The following is a 16,486-nucleotide window of genomic DNA, read 5'->3' as shown; positions in this document are numbered from 1 at the left end:
ACCCGCACCTCTCATACAAAAACCTGACAAAATCCCCGCTCCACCATAAGGAGGATCCAGACCCCCCACATCAGCCATTCGGCCACCCCTCAGCCCCCGAAACCCGACATCACGCCCCTGGACACCCCTCCACAACCCCGTGTAGCAACTCCCCCATGACGATCAACGGCGGAATTTCCTTCTGGTACGCGACGGACGAGACCGCCCCCGCCCACCCACCCCGCGCCCCGCTCACCGGCGACACCACCGCCGACGTCGTCATCGTCGGCGGCGGCTACACCGGCCTGTGGACCGCGTACTACCTCAAGACCGCCGCCCCCGACCTGCGCGTCACCGTCCTGGAGCAGAAGTTCTGCGGCTACGGGGCCTCCGGCCGCAACGGCGGCTGGCTCTACAACGGCATCGCCGGCCGCGACCGCTACGCCACCCTGCACGGCCGCCCCGCCGCCCAGCGCCTCCAGCAGGCCATGAACGAGACCGTCACCGAGGTCATCGACACCGCCGCCAAGGAGGGCATCGACGCCGACATCCACCGCGGCGGAGTCCTCGAAGTGGCCCGCACCCCCGCCCAGCTCTCCCGCCTCAAGGCCTTCCACACCGCCGAACTCGCCTTCGGTGAAACGGACCGCGAGCTCTACGACGCCACCGACACCCGCGCCCGCATCAACGTCGCGGACGCCGTCGGCTCCTCCTGGACCCCGCACGGAGCCCGCATCCACCCCCTCAAGCTGGTCAAGGGCCTGGCCGCCGCCTGCGAACGCCTCGGCGTCGTCATCCACGAGTCCACCCCCGTCACGGAGATCGCCCCGCGCCGCGCCCTCACCCCGTACGGCACGGTCCGCGCCCCGTACGTCCTGCGCTGCACCGAGGGCTTCACCGCAGCCCTCAAGGGCCAGAAGCGCTCCTGGCTCCCGATGAACTCCTCGATGATCGCCACGGCCCCCCTCCCCCCGGAGACGTGGGCCCAACTCAACTGGTCCGACGCCGCCACCCTCGGCGACATGGCCCACGCCTACATGTACGCCCAGCGCACCGCCGACGACCGCATCGCCATCGGCGGCCGCGGCGTCCCCTACCGCTACGGCTCCCGCACCGACAACGACGGCCGCACCCAGCCCGCCACAATCGCCTCCCTCACGAACCTCCTCACCTCCTTCTTCCCGGCCCTCACCGGCGTGGAAATCACCCACGCCTGGTCGGGAGTCCTGGGCGTCCCCCGCGACTGGTGCGCCACGGTCACCCTGGACGCCACCTCAGGCCTCGGCTGGGCCGGCGGCTACGTGGGCTCCGGCGTGGCGACGGCCAACCTCGCGGCCCGCACCCTGCGCGACCTGGTCCTGGGCGACAAGACGGACCTCACGACCCTCCCCTGGGTCAACCACCGCGTCCGCCGCTGGGAGCCGGAACCCTTCCGCTGGCTGGGCGTCCAGGCCCTCTACGCCGCCTACCGCGAAGCGGACCGCCGAGAATCCACCACCCACACCCCTACGACAACCCCGCTGGCCCGCCTGGCAGACCGCATCTCGGGCCGCGGCTGAGGGACACACAAAAAGGCCCCGGGTGATCACCCGGGGCCTTCCGCTTCTGTACGAATCCCAGTGATCACACAACCTCTGACCTGGAATGGAGCCCCCTGTCGGATTCGAACCGACGACCTACGCTTTACAAGAGCGGCGCTCTGGCCAGCTGAGCTAAGGGGGCACATATGACACTGCACAGCGCACAGAATCGCCTTCACTCTACACAGCCGCCAGACCCCGCCGCGAAGAACTTTCCGACGTCGGTAACCCCCCGCCCACCCGTTCGTTCTCCGTACTGAAGTACACGTCCGACTATCGGACCGTAAGGGTGGGAGGGTTCGTGGCCGAAGCCGCGGAGCAGGTGAAGCGCGTCATGGGCGCCGAGGCCAAGCGCCTCAAGCGCGAGGTCCTGGGCATCCCGGACCAGCGCAAGCACCAGCAGCGTGCCGCCAAACCGATCACGAGCCGCGCCAAGGAACCGGGGACGCAACAGCGTGCCTACCGCTACCGCTTCTACCCCATCGACGCGCAGGCCGAGCAGCTGCTGAGGACGTTCGGCGCCTGCCGGTGGGTCTACAACGAGGGCTTGGCACTCCGGGTGAAGGCATGGGAGGAGCACAGCGTCTCCCTCGGCTCGGCGACGTACGTCCGTACCGGCTTCCGCTGGCACGAGGACCCCGAGCGGCCGGGCACGGGGCTCATAGCCCTGGCGAAGCAGACGGAGCCACTGGACGTGCGTTGGTCCCGCCCACTGCCCGCCGGGATCACGCCGGTGAAGCTGACGGTGACCCGCGACCGCGCCGGCCGCTTCTTCCTCTACGCCCTCGTGGAAGAGCGGATCGCACCTCTGCCCGCCGCACTCACCCCCGGTGCGGATACCCCGAAGGCCGTCGGCATCGACCTCGGACTGGCAGCACTCGTCACCTTGGACGACGGCAGCACCGTGGACCATCCGAAGCTACTGAAGAAGTACGAGAAGAAGCTGGCGCGGCTCCAGAGGGAGCTGCACCGCAAGCAGAAGGGATCAGCCAACCGCGGCAAGGCCCGCGCGAAGATCGCCAGGCTGTACGCCTTGATCAGTGACGTCCGGAAGGAAGGCCTCGACCAGCTCACCACCCGCCTCGTGCGCGAGAACCAAGTGCTCGTGGTGGAAGACCTGGCCGTCGCCTGATCGTCGTGGACCGGTTCTTCCCCTCCACCCGGCGCTGTTCCGCCTGCCACACCAAGGGCGAGCGGCTCGGCCTGTCCGTCCGGTCGTGGACGTGTGCCGCCTGCGGGGCCGTCCATGACCGTGACGCGAACGCCGCGGTGAACCTCCGCGACGAGGGGCTCCGGCTGTACAACCTGGTGGTGACGGCGCTGCCTCCCGGCAAGTGCCCGCCCTCTCTCATCCGGGCGTCGGAACTACCGGAGTGCGGCCTGACCGCATAAGCCATGCACGAGCAACGGGCCGACGGGCCGTCGGTCTTCATGCCTGTGGAGTCTGCGTAAGACCGTCTGGTGCATCCCTCAGGGCTGCACCAGACGGCAGCGGACTGTGAAGCAGGAAGCGCTGCTCGCGAGGGCGGCACTGGGGTCAAAAGTGAAGTGCTCTGGCCCCTCAGCAGGTCAAAAATCTGGTGCTCTGCCCCACCCTCAAACCCCCGGATACCCCGCCCGCGCCACCCGCGGAGCCACCGCCGCCAGCGGCAGCCCCGGGTTGAGGGCGTCCACGACCGCCTGCGTGAGCGGGCGCAGCTCCCATACGTGGCGGATCGCCTCCAGCGGGAGGTCCGTCTCGTAGTAGTCCTCGGCGAAGTCGCGGTAGGCCTCCGGGGTGCCCGCCACGAGGAGCTCGAAGAGGTAGTCCGCGCCGTCCGGGTCGGACTTGCCCTCCGGGAACTCCACCTTGCCCGCGCGCCACTGCGTGTCGGCGGTCTCGCGCCAGAAGACTGCGGTGGCGTTGAGCACTCCGTCGACGCAGAAGGCGGGCTCCGTGAGGTACGGCCGGAAGGCCTCGGGTATGCCGTCGGTCAGGCCGGGCCAGCCGTCCTCGTGGTCGGTGTCCGCCCACGGGCTCATCACCGACTCGTGGTCGAAGCCGTGCCCGAAGACCCCGTCGGCCGTGAAGACGATCGCGTAGTCGTCGCCGGAGCCGTTGTCCATCAGTGCCGCTTCCTCGCCCGGGCCCCACTGCGGATCGTAGGAGAAGTAGCCGTCGTCCTCTTCGCCGCTGATCACCAGTTCCAGCGCCGCCATCGCCCGGCAGCGGTCGCGCAGGGTCTCGATGTCCGGCAGCGCGCGGGTCACGTCGTAGATGGTCATGGGCGTGATCAAAGCAGCCGCCTCTGACAGTCGCCCCCGGCCTGTGGAAACGCCCTGGAAATCGGTCGCGTCCAGGTGCTGACAGGAGCGGCGCGGGCGGGTAGCGTCGGGCCGAGTCCAGTCCACTGGACTAGACCTTCCACTCGGATCGTCCGGCACGTTCCTGCCGGTAGAAGGGATTCATCACCATGGCTTCTGTCACTTTCGACAAGGCGACCCGTCTGTACCCCGGCGGCGACAAGCCCGCCGTCGACCAGCTGGAGCTGGAGATCGCGGACGGCGAGTTCCTCGTCCTCGTCGGCCCCTCCGGCTGCGGCAAGTCCACCTCACTGCGCATGCTCGCCGGCCTGGAGGACGTCAACGGCGGTGCCATCCGCATCGGTGACCGCGACGTCACGCACCTGCCGCCCAAGGACCGGGACATCGCGATGGTGTTCCAGAACTACGCGCTGTACCCGCACATGTCCGTCGCCGACAACATGGGCTTCGCGCTCAAGATCGCCGGCGAGGACAAGGCCACCATCCGCCGGAAGGTGGAGGACGCGGCGAAGATGCTGGACCTGACCCAGTACCTCGACCGCAAGCCGAAGGCGCTCTCCGGCGGTCAGCGCCAGCGTGTCGCGATGGGCCGCGCGATCGTGCGCAAGCCGCAGGTGTTCCTCATGGACGAGCCGCTGTCGAACCTGGACGCCAAGCTCCGCGTGTCCACCCGTACGCAGATCGCGGCCCTCCAGCGCGACCTGGGCATCACCACCGTCTACGTCACCCACGACCAGGTCGAGGCCATGACCATGGGCGACCGCGTGGCCGTGCTGAAGGACGGTCTGCTGCAGCAGGTCGACACCCCGCGCAACATGTACGACCGCCCGGCGAACCTCTTCGTCGCCGGGTTCATCGGCTCGCCGGCCATGAACCTCGTCGAGGTCCCGATCACCGACGGCGGTGTGAAGTTCGGCGACAGCGTCGTCCCGGTGTCGCGCGAGGCGCTGACGGCGGCCGCCGACGCGGGCGACCGCACGGTCACCGTGGGCGTGCGTCCCGAGCACTTCGACATCGGCGAGACGGGCGGCCTGGAGATCACCGTGAACGTCGTCGAGGAGCTGGGCGCCGACGGGTACGTCTACGGCTCGACCTCGCACTCCGAGGGTTCGCAGGACATCGTGGTGCGCGTGAACGGCCGCCAGGTGCCCGAGAAGGGCTCCACGCTGCACGTGGTGCCGCGCGGCAACGAGATCCACGTGTTCTCGACCTCCTCGGGCGCCCGCCTCTCCGGCTGACCCGTACGCGCAGCGAACCGCAGCCGCCGAAGGGGCGTCCCGTCAAGGGGCGCCCCTTCGGCGCGAGTTCCGGTCCGAAGTCCCGTCCGAAGTCTGGTCCGAGTTGGCGCCCGAGTCCGGCAGATCGGGCCATTCGGCCCCAAGCGTCAACCCTTAATTCGAAAAGCCACGTCGAACCATCCCCCGACCGGGTGACTAAATGTCGCCATATCTTCACCGAGCGCTACTCTCGCCCTCGTGACCCACACTGCCCGCCGTATCGGCCGATCCCTCGCCCTGGTCCTGCCCGTCGTCCTGGTCCTGTCCGGGACCCTCGCGGTCACCATGGTCCCCTGGGCGGACAACACCCCCTCCCAGATCCTGACCGCGTCCGCCGAGGACGTCTCCGTCCCCGCGAAGCCCCGCGCCGCCCAGGACGTGCTGCGCGAAAAGCTGTTGAGCGAGATCCAGCAGGGCGAGCAGCCGGGTGACGTCCTCACCCACCTCCAGCAGGAGGTCGACCGGCGGCCGTCCCTCGCCGAGCACTGCGTGGGGATCGCGCGCGCCCTCGGGCGGGCCGCGGTGGACGCCTACGGGCCCACGAAGGCCCAGTCGTTCGCGCGGCCGGTGTGCGACACCGCGTACGCGTCCGGCGTCGCCTCCATGGGCTGACGGCCGCCGCCGCACGCCCTTCCGCACCGGAACACGACGACAATGACGACAATGACGACAACGACATGACCGATTCCGAGCGTTCCGAAAGCTCCGGGCGTTCCGACCGATCCCACGCGGCCGCGTTCCCGGCCTCCCCGACCCAGGCGGTTGTCCTGGCGGGGGGCCAGGGTTCGCGGCTGCGGCCGTACACGGACGACCGCCCCAAGCCGATGGTGGAGATCCCCGGTACGGGGATGCCGATCATCGGGCACCAGCTCGCGTGGCTGGCCTCCGAGGGGGTGACGGACGCGGTGGTCTCCTGCGGGCACCTCGCCGAGGTGCTCCAGCAGTGGCTGGCCGAGGCGCCGTTGCCGCTGCGGGTGACCACCGTCGTGGAGGACGAGCCGCTGGGCCGGGGCGGGGGCCTGAAGTACGCCGCCCGGCACCTCCCGCATCCCGACCGCTCCTGGTACGCGACCAACGGCGACGTGTGGACCCGTTTCTCGCTGCGCGAGATGGCCGCTTTCCATGCCGAGCGCGGTGCCACGGCCACGCTGGCGCTCGCCCGGCCGCGCATTCCGTGGGGGGTGGTGGAGATCAACGAGTACGGGCACGTACTGGACTTCATCGAGGCGCCGCAGTCCCCGTATCCGGTCAATGCCGGCGTGTACGTCTTCGGGCCCGAATTCGCGGCTCTGCTGCCGGATTTGGGGGACCACGAGCGGACGACGTTCCCGCGCCTGGCCCGTGAGCGGCGGCTCGCGGGCTTCCCGCTGCCCCAGGGGGCCTACTGGCGGGCGATCGACACGGCGAAGGACCTGACCGAGGCGGCACGGGAGTTGGCCGCGCAGAACGCCGCGTAGGGGCGTTCTGGCCCCGTACGCGCTGAAGGGCCCGGCACGCTTTCGCGTGCCGGGCCCTTCACCGTGTGGCCGCTCCCCCGCGGCGTCCGTCAGCCGCCGAGCAGTCCGCCCAGCAGGTCGGGCTTCTTCGGCGCGGTGCTGCCCGCGCCTCCGGTGGAGCCGCCGCCGCTCGTTCCCGTGGAGGTGGCCGGGGGCTTCTGCGGGGTGGACTGGCGGGGGGTGCTGCGCGGGGTCTTGGTGCCGCTGGTGGTACCGCGGGTCGCGCTGGGCGAGCCGGAGCCGGCGGTCGGGGAGCTCGAACCGGCGGCCGTGCGACCGGTCTTGGCGGCCGGGGAGGAGGGTCCGGCCGAGGGCTTCGCGGCCTGCTTCGGGGAGGTGGGGCGTGCGGGCTGCAGTTGCTTGGAGGTGCTCGGCAGGGGCCGCCCGGGCAGGTAGTTGCTCGGGGCCTCGCCCGGTCCGGGGACGGTGACGACGGTGGTGGAGCGGACGGCGCCGCCGAGGAGCGAGCCGATGAGGAGGGTGAGTCCGCAGATGACGCCGGCCATGACGGCCCCGCGGCGCAGGACCCGGCGGCGCAGCCGCCAGACTTCGGAGCGGGGGCCCAGGGTGCGCCAGGCCTCGCCGGCGAGGCGGCCGTCGAGGGAGTAGACGGGGGCGCCGGCGATGATCAGTGGGCTCCAGGCGGCGAGGTAGATGATGTCGGGGGCGTCGTAGGCGGGGACGGTCTTCCAGCTCACCGTCATCAGCAGCGCGGCGGAGAGCAGTGCGCCGAAGCAGGCGGCGAACCGCTGCCACAGGCCGAAGACCGTGAGGACGCCCACGATGACCTGGAGGAAGGCCACGCTGAGTCCGGCGCCGACGGGGTGGGCCAGCGCGAAGTCGCGGAGCGGTTCGGCGAGGGCCCACGGCTGCAGGGTGTGCAGCCAGGTGACCATGGAGCCGCGTTCGCCGCCGTCGAAGTAGACGGGGTCGCACAGTTTGCCCATGCCGGCGTAGATGGAGATGAAGCCGAGGAAGACGCGCAGCGGGAGCAGCACGACGCCGAGGTTCATGCGGCGGCCGGGGTAGTACGAGGCCTGCGCGCGGGCGTCGCCCTGGGCCCGGCGGGAGTCCGCGGATCCGGTGCCTTCGGAGTGGGCGGCGTCGTAGGCCTCGTGGGGGTGGGAGAGGCCTCCCACCACGGGCTGGAGCCGGGTGTCGGTTTCGTCGGGGTCGCCGTACGAGCGCTGGCCGATGACGGTCGGCGTGGCGAGGGTGTCGTCCGCGAGGTCGTGGGCGAGGTCGACGCGCGGGATGGTCTGGGTGGCGCCGCCGTCGTACTCCGCGTGGCCGTCGTGGGCGCGCCCGTGGTCGCGTACGGCTTGGAGCAGGCCGCCCATGGCGGCGCTGGCGGCGGCGTCGCCGGGGGCGGACTTGCCGCTCCAGACGACGGGGCGGCGGCGGGCGGCGCCCGCTCCGGCGGCCGCGAGGGCTCCGCCGAGTGCCGGGGCGAGCCCCGGGGCGCCGGAGGGCCTGGGACGCGCGCTGGGGCTCGGTGCGAGCCGCACGCGGAAGCTGGCGTGGTTGACGATGACCTGTGCGGGGTCGCACGGCACCTTGACCATGCTCAGCGCGGGCTGGTCGTCGAACCCTGGCGTTCTGGTGTCCACACTCATCTAACCGAGTGATGAGTGTTTAGGACACTGCCTTGACATCAGGGATGTGTCCGAGACCCGTCAAATCAAGCCACCCCGCCCGTAAGGGGCGGGGTGGCACGCTCACGGGTCACGCCCGGTGAGCCAAGTGGATCAAGCGGCGGCTCAGACGCGGCCGCGGGTGGCGCGGCGGCGGGCCGCCTCGTAGAGGACGACGCCCGCGGCGACACCGGCGTTGAGCGACTCGGCGCCGCCCGGCATCGGGATGCGCACGAGGTAGTCGCAGTTCTCGCCGACGAGCCGGCCGAGGCCCTTGCCCTCGGAGCCGACGACGATGACGACGGGGCCGCCCAGCGCCTCGAGCTCGTGCACCTCGTGGGTGCCCTCGGCGGCGAGGCCGACGATGGTGATGCCTTCCTTCTTGTAGTCCTGGATGGCGCGGGTCAGGTTGGTGACGCGCGAGACCGGGGTACGGGCCGCGGTGCCGGCCGAGGACTTCCAGGCGCCGGCGGTCATGCTGGCGGCGCGGCGCTCGGGAACGACCACGCCGTGGCCGCCGAAGGCGGAGACGGAGCGGATGATCGCGCCGAGGTTGCGGGGGTCGGTGATCCCGTCGAGGGCGACGATGAGGGGGTCCTCGCCGTTGTCGTACGCGGCGGCGGTGAGCTCGTCCGGGAGCGCGTACTCGTACGGCGGGACCTGGAGGACCATGCCCTGGTGGTTGAGCCCGTTGGTGAGGCGGTCGAGCTCGGGGCGCGGGGCTTCCATCAGGTTGATGTTGCCGCGCTCGGCCGCGAGCTGGAGGGCTTCGCGGACGCGCTCGTCGTTGTCGATGAACTGCTGGACGTACAGGGTGACGGCGGGTACGCCGTCGCGCAGTGCCTCGAAGACCGGGTTGCGGCCGACGACCATCTCGCTGGTGCCCTTGGGGCCGCCGCGGCGGGGGGCCGGGCGGCGCTTGGCGGCCTGGCGGGCCATGGCGTTGCTGATGCGGTTGGCCTTGTGCTTCTTGCGGTCCTCGGCCTTGGGCGTGGGGCCCTTGCCTTCGAGGCCCTTGCGCCGCTGGCCACCGCTGCCGACCGTCGCGCCCTTCTTGTTGGACGTGCGGCGGTTCCTGCGCTGGCTGTTCCCGGCCATGACCTCTACCTGATTTCGTTGGTGCTGCGATATGTACGTATGAAGAGTGTGCCGCCCGGATCGCCGGGCGGCCCAATCCGAGTCCGCCAGTCGGACGGCTCCGGGAGACCTCTCGGGGGTACGCGCCTAGCGCGGGCCGAGCGTCCACCGGGGTCCGGTCGGGCTGTCCTCGATGACCAGGCCCGACTGCTGGAGCTGGTCGCGGATGGCGTCGGCGGTGGCCCAGTCCTTGCGGGCGCGCGCCGATTCGCGCTGCTCCAGGACCAGGCGCACGAGGGTGTCCACGGCTCCGTGGAGGTCCTCTCCGCGATCCGTCTCGCCGGCCCAGTGCGGGTCGAGGGGGTCGAGTCCGAGGACGCCCAGCATGGCCCGTACCTCCGACAGGCGCGCGATGGCCGCGTCCTTGTCGTCGGCGGCGAGCGCGCTGTTGCCCTGGCGGACGGTGGTGTGGATGATCGCGAGCGCCTGCGGGACGCCCAGGTCGTCGTCCATGGCCTCGGCGAAGGCGGGCGGGACCTCGGCGGCGGGCTCGACGGAACCGCCGGCCTTCTCGATGACGCGCTGGATGAAGCCCTCGATGCGGGCGAAGCCGGACTCGGCCTCGCGCAGGGACTCCACGCTGTACTCGATCATCGAGCGGTAGTGCGGGGTGCCGAGATAGTAGCGCAGCACGATCGGGCGCCAGACCTTGAGCATCTCGGAGACGAGGACCGAGTTGCCCAGCGACTTGGACATCTTCTCGCCGGACAGGGTGACCCAGGCGTTGTGCATCCAGTACTTCGCGAACTCGTCGCCGAAGGCCTTGGCCTGGGCGATCTCGTTCTCGTGGTGCGGGAAGATCAGGTCGAGCCCGCCGCCGTGGATGTCGAAGGCGCTGCCGAGGTACTTGTGCGCCATCGCGGAGCACTCCAGGTGCCAGCCGGGACGGCCGCGGCCCCACGGGGTCTCCCAGTCGGGCTCGCCCGGCTTGGAGGCCTTCCACATGGCGAAGTCGCGCGGGTCGCGCTTGCCGGCCACGCCCTCGTCGGGCTGGCGGAGGTCGTCGATGTTCTGGTTCGACAGCTCCAGGTAGCCGGGGAAGCTGCGCACGTCGAAGTAGACGCTGCCGTCGGCCTCGTACGCGTGGCCGCGCTCGATGAGCCCGCGCATCATCTCGATCATCTCGGGGACGTGCCCGGTGGCGCGCGGCTCGTACGTGGGCGGGAGGCAGCCCAGCGCGTTGTAGCCGTCGTTGAAGGCGCGCTCGTTCTCGTAGCCGATGGACCACCAGGGGCGGCCCTGGTCCTCGGCCTTCCCGATGATCTTGTCGTCGATGTCGGTGACGTTGCGGATGAAGGTGACGTCGAGACCGCGGTAGGTGAACCAGCGGCGCGCGATGTCGAAGTTCAGGTACGAGCGGACGTGCCCGATGTGCGGAGCCGCCTGCACGGTGGCGCCACAGAGGTAGATCGAGACGCAGCCCGGTACGAGCGGGGTGAAGTCACGGATCTGCCGGGCGCTGGTGTCGTACAGGCGAATAGTCACGGCATCCAGGGTAGTGCGCCTGTAGCAGTGCCCCGCGACCCTTTCGGCACGCGGGGCCCGCTTTGTTGGCGAGGAACTGCGGGAGGGGTGTATCCGTACGGGGTACTAGGCCCGGTTCGTCCGGTAGACGAGGGCCGTGGCGATGGCGGCGAGGCCTTCGGCGCGGCCGGTGAGGCCCAGTCCGTCGGTGGTGGTGCCCGACACGGAGACGGGGGCGCCCGCCGCGGCGGCGAGCGCCTTCTGTGCCTCTTCGCGCCGCTTGCCGATCTTCGGGCGTACGCCGATCACCTGGATGGCGATGTTGCCGATCTCGAAGCCCTCGGCGCGGACGATCCGGGCGGCTTCCGCCAGAAGGGTGACTCCGGCGGCGCCGGACCACTCGGGGCGGGAGGTGCCGAAGTGCGCGCCGAGGTCGCCGACGCCGGCGGCGGAGAAGAGGGCGTCGCAGGCGGCGTGCGCGGCGACGTCCCCGTCGGAGTGCCCGGCGAGGCCGTCCTCGCCCTCCCAGAGCAGGCCGGCGCACCACAGCTCGCGGCCGGTCTCGAAGGCGTGCACGTCGGTGCCGATGCCGACGAGCGGGATCAGCGGGGCCGCGGGGGCGGCGGGGGCGGAATCGGTTGCGGGGCTAGTAGGCATCGGTGGCCCTCCGGCGGGCGAGTACGGCCTCGGCGAGGACCAGGTCGAGCGGGCGGGTGACCTTGAAGGCCTCTTCGTGGCCGGGGACCACCACGACGGTGACGCCGAGTTGTTCCACCATGCCGGCGTCGTCCGTGGCGCCCTCGCCGTCGCCACTGAGTCGGGCCAGCTTTTCGTGCGCGAGGCGCAGCGTGGCCAGGTCGAAGCCCTGCGGGGTCTGTACGGCGCGCAGCCGGGCCCGTACGGGGGTGGCGACGACCGGTTCGGGCTCGCCGGGCCTGCCGGGCTCGACCTCCTTGACGGTGTCGGCCAGGGGCAGCGCGGGGACGACGGCGGGCGCGCCGTCGCGGACGGCCTCGACGACGGAGTCGACGGTGTCGACGGGGACCAGGGGGCGGGCCGCGTCGTGGATGAGGACGGCCGTGATGTCGGCCGGGAGGGCGTCCAGGCCCGCGCGTACGGATTCCTGCCGGGTCTCCCCGCCGGGGACGACCAGGATCTCGGTGCGCTCGGGCAGGGCGTGCTCGTCGATCAGCCGGCGCACCTCGGCGGTGCCGTCGGCCGGGGCCACGACGACGACGAGGGAGATCGCACGGGAGCGCGCCATGGCGCGGACGGCGTGGATGAGCATGGGGGTGCCGGCCAGGGTCCGCAGGGCCTTGGGGGCGCCGGGACCGAGACGGACCCCGCGGCCGGCGGCCGGGATCACCGCGGCGGTGCGGTGGGGGCGCGATTCGTCAGACATCAGTAGCTCCGAGCCAGGTTTGTGACTTCGGCCGACATGGGTATGGCCTGAAGCGTGCCGGGTGCGACGCCCTCGCCCCTTCCGTGACGACCGGTCGAGTCGGCTGCCCGGACCCGGTACGCCAGTGGGACGTTTCGGGCTGAGGTGTTTCAGGCAGGTGCTTCAGGCTGGGGCGTTTCGGACTGGGTGCGTTCGGGCAGGGACGTTTTCAGGCCGAAATGTTTTCAGACATGGGTGCAGACATGCCGCAGCGCCCGGCAACAAGTCTCCTTGTCAGCGGGCACCGCGGCACAACTGTGTACGACAAAGCGCACGAATGATCGCGTCAGGACGCGAGCACTTCGTCGAGGAGGGCCTCGGCCTTGTCCTCGTTGGTGTTCTCGGCGAGCGCGAGCTCGCTCACCAGGATCTGACGCGCCTTCGCGAGCATGCGCTTCTCCCCTGCGGAGAGCCCACGCTCACGCTCACGACGCCACAGGTCACGCACGACTTCGGCGACCTTGATGACATCGCCAGAAGCGAGCTTTTCCAGATTTGCCTTGTAGCGCCGGGACCAGTTCGTCGGCTCTTCTGCATACGGTGCGCGAAGCACCTCGAAGACCCGGTCCAGCCCGTCCTGGCCGACTACGTCGCGAACGCCCACGAACTCCGCGTTGTCCGCAGGTACGCGAACAGTCAGGTCACCCTGCGCGACCTTGAGCACCAAGTAGGTCTTGTCCACGCCTTTGATCTGGCGAGTTTCGATAGCCTCGATCAGCGCGGCCCCGTGATGGGGATAGACCACGGTGTCGCCAACCTTGAACGTCATGTGACAGGTACCCCTTCCGTGGCTATCCAGGGTAACACGAGAATCGACCGTTATGAATGGCGTTTTCGCAGGTCAGGGCACATCTCAGGGCTTGACAACAGCGACAGGAACGTGCTGGGAGAGGCCCGCTGAAGACGGTATTCGCAGGTCGGAGGCGCTGCGCGGACCGGGCGAAACGGCTACGTTACACCTGCCCGGGAGCCCCGACGATGTGACCTACGTCCCGTTTTGACGGTTTCGGGGGCCGGAAACCGAACTGCTCCGTTCGACTGGCGGCCACCCGTACGGGTCCGTTCCGGCCCAATCCCGGAATTGATCACCGGGCGGTGTTCGATGAAATCCGGAAATTGATCACCGGAGCCCCGCCCGCCTTTGCGAGCGGGCCTTATGCGAATGAAAGATCACCCGGACCCGACGGCACCGTGACGGCAGCGGCGGGAGCAGGGGCGGGAGCCCGCGCGGGGCCCGGGCCCACACTGCGGAGGGTCGGGTGCGGGGGCGGGGCGGCGGCTCGGTAACCTAAGCGCGCTGACACATCCTTAGAGCGGCTTTACTTCGCCGCTCCGAGGCGTCCACCCTTCCGTTCCGTTCGTCCAAGGAGTTGCCTCCCCCGTGAGCCGCAGCCTTCGACGCGGCGCCCTCGCCGCCACCGCCGTCGCCTTCTCGCTCGTCTCGCTGGGCGCCTGCGCCGCCGGCCATGACGCGCCGACTCTCCAGGTCAAGCCGGACAACGCCGCCGTCACCAAGGGCGACATCAAGGTCCAGAACGCTCTGGTGATCACCCAGGAGAAGGACAAGAAGGGCCCGGCCGCGGTCTCCGCGACGGTGTTCAACAACGGCACCAAGGAGCAGACGCTCGACGCCATCACCCTTCCGGGTGGCAAGGGCACCGTGACGCTGAAGCCCGCGGGCAGCGGCTCCAAGGTGGTCATCCCGGCCGGCGGTTCCGTCCTCCTCGGCGGAAAGGGCAACGCCTCCGCCGTGATCGCGGGCGGCGACTCCCTCATGGACGGCAACGTCCAGAAGATCGTCTTCCAGCTGAGCACCTCGGGTGACGTGGAGCTGGACGCCTTCGTCGTACCGGCCACCGGCATGTACGAGGGCTACGGCCCGACCGCCGTGGCGGTCGTCCCGGGCGCCACCCCGTCGGGCAGCCCCTCGGGCGCCCCCTCGGGCGCGCCGTCCGGTTCCCCCTCGGGCTCGCCCGCGGGCAGCCCGTCCGGATCCCCCTCCGGGTCCGCGTCGGCCTCCGCGTCCGCCTCCGCCGGCCACTGAGGCGCGAAGCACCGTACGCAGCACTCCACAGGAACGGCCCCCGTCCGCTCGATGCGGACGGGGGCCGTTCCCGTGTTCCGGGCCGGGCACCTCCCACACGCGCCCCTCGCACCGCTCGGCCCCTAGGGGCCTCCCGGGCTTCGGGACGCTGCGCCGGCCTCCGACCGGCGACGGGAAGGGCCCGGGGCCCTCCGTCTACGGTTTACGGCTCGAACTTGTAGCCGAGGCCTCGGACCGTGACCAGGTAGCGGGGCGCGCCCGGGTCCGGCTCGATCTTGGCGCGCAGGCGCTTGACGTGGACGTCGAGGGTCTTGGTGTCGCCGACGTAGTCGGCGCCCCAGACCCGGTCGATGAGCTGCATGCGGGTCAGTACGCGGCCCGCGTTGCGCAGCAGCATCTCCAGCAGGTCGAACTCCTTCAGCGGGAGGTCCACCTTGGCTCCGGCGACGGTGACCACGTGGCGGTCGACGTCCATCCGGACGGGGCCCGCTTCCAGGGCGGCCGGGGTGACCTCTTCCGGCTCGCCGCGGCGGCGCAGGACCGCGCGGATGCGGGCGACCAGCTCCCGCGAGGAGAAGGGCTTCGTGACGTAGTCGTCGGCTCCTATCTCCAGCCCGACGACCTTGTCGATCTCGCTGTCCTTGGCGGTCACCATGATCACGGGGACGTTGGAGCGGCCTCGCAGCTGCCGGCAGACCTCCGTGCCGGGCAGGCCGGGGAGCATCAGGTCGAGGAGGACGAGGTCGGCGCCGTTGCGCTCGAACTCGTCCAGCCCGTCGGGCCCGGTCGCGGCGATCGCGACCTCGAAGCCCTCCTTGCGGAGCATGTAGGACAGGGCGTCGCTGAAGGATTCCTCATCCTCGACGACGAGCACTCGGGTCACGGAAGGACCTCCGGGGCAGGAATGGCTGGTGCGGTGTGTTCGAGCTGGGGGTGGGCGGGTGCGGAGGCCGTCGCCGGGACCGGCGCGGCCGCTTCGGGGAGTCGCAGGGTGAAGGTGGAACCCTGACCCTCCGAGCTCCAGACCGACACCTCCCCGCCGTGCGAAGCCGCTACGTGCTTCACGATCGCAAGGCCCAGGCCGGTTCCTCCCGTGGCGCGGGAGCGGGCCGGGTCCACACGGTAGAAGCGTTCGAAGATGCGCTCGCGGTCCTTTTCCGGGATGCCGATGCCCTGGTCGGTCACGGCTATCTCGATCAAGTCTCCACCCGGTGCGGTCACCCGGCGCGCGGCGATGCCGACGCGGGTGCGGGCGGGGCTGTAGTTGACGGCGTTCTCGACCAGGTTTCCGAGGGCGGCCGCGAGCTGCCCCCGGTTGCCCCATACCCGCAGGTCGGCGGTGCCGCCGGCGGCCATGGTGATCTGTTTCGCGGAGGCCGTGTGGCGGCAGCGGTCGATGGCCTCGGCCACGAGCGTGTCCACGCGCATCGGCTCCGCGTCCTCCAGGGGGTCGTCGTTCTGTACCCGGGAGAGGTCGATGAGTTCTTGTACGAGGTTGATCAGGCGGGTGGCCTCGATCTGCATGCGGCCGGCGAAGCGGTGCACCGCTTCGGGGTCGTCCGAGGCGTCCATGACGGCTTCGGAGAGCAGGGAGATCGCGCCGACCGGGGTCTTGAGCTCGTGCGACACGTTCGCGACGAAGTCGCGGCGTACGGCCTCGATGCGGCGGGCCTCGGTGAGGTCCTCCACGAGGAGGAGCACGAGGCGGGAGCCGAGCGGGGCGACGCGCGCCGAGACGGCGAGCGCCTCGCCGCGGCCGGTGCCGCGCCGGGGCAGGTCGAGCTCGACCTGCCGTATCTCCCCGTCGCGCCGGGTGTCGCGGGCCATGTGGAGCATGGGCTCGACGGCCAGCTTGCCGCCGCGGACCAGGCCGAGGGCATATGCCGCCGAGCTGGCCTTGACCACCGCGTCCCCCTCGTCGAGCACGACGGCGGAGGAGCGGAGTACGGAGAGGACGGTGTCCACTCCGGGTGGGAGCACCGCGTTGATGTCGGGGCGCATGGAGCTCCGGGTGGGGCGGGCTTGGTCGCGCTCGCTCCAGCGGAACGCCAGCATCGCGATCACACCGGTGCAAAGACCGGCAATCGCTGCAGCTGCGGCGACCGCCGCGTTCACGTCCATGACTCCAGG

At 70.7% G+C, this 16,486-nt stretch carries 16 protein-coding genes and 1 tRNA gene; 7 read left to right on the top strand and 10 right to left on the bottom strand.

Annotated elements, in window-relative coordinates; translation table 11 throughout:
- Positions 1-155 precede the first annotated feature (155 nt).
- On the top strand, positions 156-1,538 hold the full coding sequence (locus OG730_RS23005) for an NAD(P)/FAD-dependent oxidoreductase (RefSeq protein ID WP_327306001.1): 1,383 nt from the start codon (positions 156-158) through the stop codon (positions 1,536-1,538).
- An 86-nt stretch (positions 1,539-1,624) separates the two neighbouring features.
- On the opposite strand, the gene OG730_RS23000 is transcribed toward OG730_RS23005, so the two are convergent.
- Positions 1,625-1,701: transfer RNA gene (locus tag OG730_RS23000), tRNA-Thr, on the bottom strand.
- Between the two features lie 159 nt (positions 1,702-1,860).
- Between OG730_RS23000 and OG730_RS22995 the strand changes: the two genes are divergently transcribed.
- Positions 1,861-2,691: an RNA-guided endonuclease InsQ/TnpB family protein gene (locus tag OG730_RS22995; protein WP_327306000.1), complete on the top strand. Its 831-nt coding sequence runs from the start codon at positions 1,861-1,863 to the stop codon at positions 2,689-2,691.
- A gap of 5 nt (positions 2,692-2,696) precedes the next feature.
- On the top strand, positions 2,697-2,951 hold the full coding sequence (locus tag OG730_RS22990; RefSeq protein ID WP_327305999.1) for a zinc ribbon domain-containing protein: 255 nt from the start codon (positions 2,697-2,699) through the stop codon (positions 2,949-2,951).
- Between the two features lie 204 nt (positions 2,952-3,155).
- Here the strand turns inward: OG730_RS22990 and OG730_RS22985 are convergent, their stop codons facing one another.
- A complete protein-coding gene (locus OG730_RS22985) occupies positions 3,156-3,824 on the bottom strand; it encodes a hypothetical protein (protein WP_327305998.1) in 669 nt (222 codons plus the stop codon).
- A 188-nt stretch (positions 3,825-4,012) separates the two neighbouring features.
- Between OG730_RS22985 and OG730_RS22980 the strand changes: the two genes are divergently transcribed.
- The 3 genes from OG730_RS22980 (at position 4,013) to OG730_RS22970 (ending at position 6,597) form a co-directional block, all read left to right on the top strand.
- Positions 4,013-5,101 (top strand): ABC transporter ATP-binding protein, encoded by a 1,089-nt coding sequence (locus OG730_RS22980; protein WP_327305997.1) that lies wholly within the window; start codon positions 4,013-4,015, stop codon positions 5,099-5,101.
- 237 nt (positions 5,102-5,338) lie between these two features.
- Positions 5,339-5,752, top strand: coding sequence for a hypothetical protein (locus OG730_RS22975; RefSeq protein WP_266878811.1), 414 nt, complete (start codon positions 5,339-5,341; stop codon positions 5,750-5,752).
- Positions 5,753-5,817: 65 nt separating this feature from the next.
- Entirely contained in the window at positions 5,818-6,597 is a 780-nt protein-coding gene (locus OG730_RS22970; protein ID WP_327305996.1) for a nucleotidyltransferase family protein, read from the top strand.
- Between the two features lie 89 nt (positions 6,598-6,686).
- Here the strand turns inward: OG730_RS22970 and OG730_RS22965 are convergent, their stop codons facing one another.
- The 6 genes from OG730_RS22965 to OG730_RS22940 form a co-directional block, all read right to left on the bottom strand.
- The gene (locus OG730_RS22965) at positions 6,687-8,252 is read right to left on the bottom strand and encodes a DoxX family protein (protein ID WP_327305995.1); all 1,566 of its coding nucleotides are present in this window, start codon (positions 8,250-8,252) and stop codon (positions 6,687-6,689) included.
- A gap of 144 nt (positions 8,253-8,396) precedes the next feature.
- Positions 8,397-9,368, bottom strand: coding sequence for a 23S rRNA (guanosine(2251)-2'-O)-methyltransferase RlmB (rlmB, locus tag OG730_RS22960; protein WP_327305994.1), 972 nt, complete (start codon positions 9,366-9,368; stop codon positions 8,397-8,399).
- Positions 9,369-9,494: 126 nt separating this feature from the next.
- Positions 9,495-10,892, bottom strand: coding sequence for a cysteine--tRNA ligase (gene cysS, locus OG730_RS22955; protein WP_327305993.1), 1,398 nt, complete (start codon positions 10,890-10,892; stop codon positions 9,495-9,497).
- Positions 10,893-10,997: 105 nt separating this feature from the next.
- Entirely contained in the window at positions 10,998-11,528 is a 531-nt protein-coding gene (gene ispF, locus OG730_RS22950; RefSeq protein WP_327305992.1) for a 2-C-methyl-D-erythritol 2,4-cyclodiphosphate synthase, read from the bottom strand.
- On the bottom strand, positions 11,518-12,273 hold the full coding sequence (gene ispD, locus OG730_RS22945) for a 2-C-methyl-D-erythritol 4-phosphate cytidylyltransferase (RefSeq protein ID WP_327305991.1): 756 nt from the start codon (positions 12,271-12,273) through the stop codon (positions 11,518-11,520). Before ispD ends, ispF begins: the two co-directional genes overlap by 11 nt.
- A gap of 325 nt (positions 12,274-12,598) precedes the next feature.
- Positions 12,599-13,081, bottom strand: a complete 483-nt coding sequence (locus OG730_RS22940) for a CarD family transcriptional regulator (RefSeq protein WP_003953493.1) — start codon at positions 13,079-13,081, stop codon at positions 12,599-12,601.
- A gap of 612 nt (positions 13,082-13,693) precedes the next feature.
- Between OG730_RS22940 and OG730_RS22935 the strand changes: the two genes are divergently transcribed.
- Complete coding sequence (locus OG730_RS22935; protein ID WP_327305990.1) at positions 13,694-14,356, top strand: DUF461 domain-containing protein; 663 nt, start codon at positions 13,694-13,696, stop codon at positions 14,354-14,356.
- Positions 14,357-14,558: 202 nt separating this feature from the next.
- On the opposite strand, the gene OG730_RS22930 is transcribed toward OG730_RS22935, so the two are convergent.
- Complete coding sequence (locus OG730_RS22930) at positions 14,559-15,239, bottom strand: two-component system response regulator PhoP (protein ID WP_007265514.1); 681 nt, start codon at positions 15,237-15,239, stop codon at positions 14,559-14,561.
- Positions 15,236-16,477 (bottom strand): two-component system sensor histidine kinase PhoR, encoded by a 1,242-nt coding sequence (locus OG730_RS22925; RefSeq protein WP_327305989.1) that lies wholly within the window; start codon positions 16,475-16,477, stop codon positions 15,236-15,238. The genes OG730_RS22930 and OG730_RS22925 overlap by 4 nt, the downstream gene beginning before the upstream one ends.
- Positions 16,478-16,486: the final 9 nt, after the last annotated feature.

Origin of the sequence: Streptomyces sp. NBC_01298, from assembly GCF_035978755.1 — a bacterium.
Lineage (GTDB): Bacteria > Actinomycetota > Actinomycetes > Streptomycetales > Streptomycetaceae > Streptomyces.
This window is presented reverse-complemented; position numbering and strand designations above follow the sequence as displayed.

What these genes read in the sequence shown, in the direction of transcription:
- OG730_RS23005 (WP_327306001.1), top strand. Translation starts at nt 156, where the DNA reads ATGACGATCAACGGCGGAATTTCCTTCTGGTACGCGACGGACGAGACC.
- OG730_RS22985 (WP_327305998.1), bottom strand. Translation starts at nt 3,824, where the DNA reads ATGACCATCTACGACGTGACCCGCGCGCTGCCGGACATCGAGACCCTG.
- OG730_RS22980 (WP_327305997.1), top strand. Translation starts at nt 4,013, where the DNA reads ATGGCTTCTGTCACTTTCGACAAGGCGACCCGTCTGTACCCCGGCGGC.
- OG730_RS22970 (WP_327305996.1), top strand. Translation starts at nt 5,818, where the DNA reads ATGACCGATTCCGAGCGTTCCGAAAGCTCCGGGCGTTCCGACCGATCC.
- OG730_RS22965 (WP_327305995.1), bottom strand. Translation starts at nt 8,252, where the DNA reads ATGAGTGTGGACACCAGAACGCCAGGGTTCGACGACCAGCCCGCGCTG.
- rlmB (WP_327305994.1), bottom strand. Translation starts at nt 9,368, where the DNA reads ATGGCCGGGAACAGCCAGCGCAGGAACCGCCGCACGTCCAACAAGAAG.
- ispF (WP_327305992.1), bottom strand. Translation starts at nt 11,528, where the DNA reads ATGCCTACTAGCCCCGCAACCGATTCCGCCCCCGCCGCCCCCGCGGCC.
- ispD (WP_327305991.1), bottom strand. Translation starts at nt 12,273, where the DNA reads ATGTCTGACGAATCGCGCCCCCACCGCACCGCCGCGGTGATCCCGGCC.
- OG730_RS22940 (WP_003953493.1), bottom strand. Translation starts at nt 13,081, where the DNA reads ATGACGTTCAAGGTTGGCGACACCGTGGTCTATCCCCATCACGGGGCC.
- OG730_RS22925 (WP_327305989.1), bottom strand. Translation starts at nt 16,477, where the DNA reads ATGGACGTGAACGCGGCGGTCGCCGCAGCTGCAGCGATTGCCGGTCTT.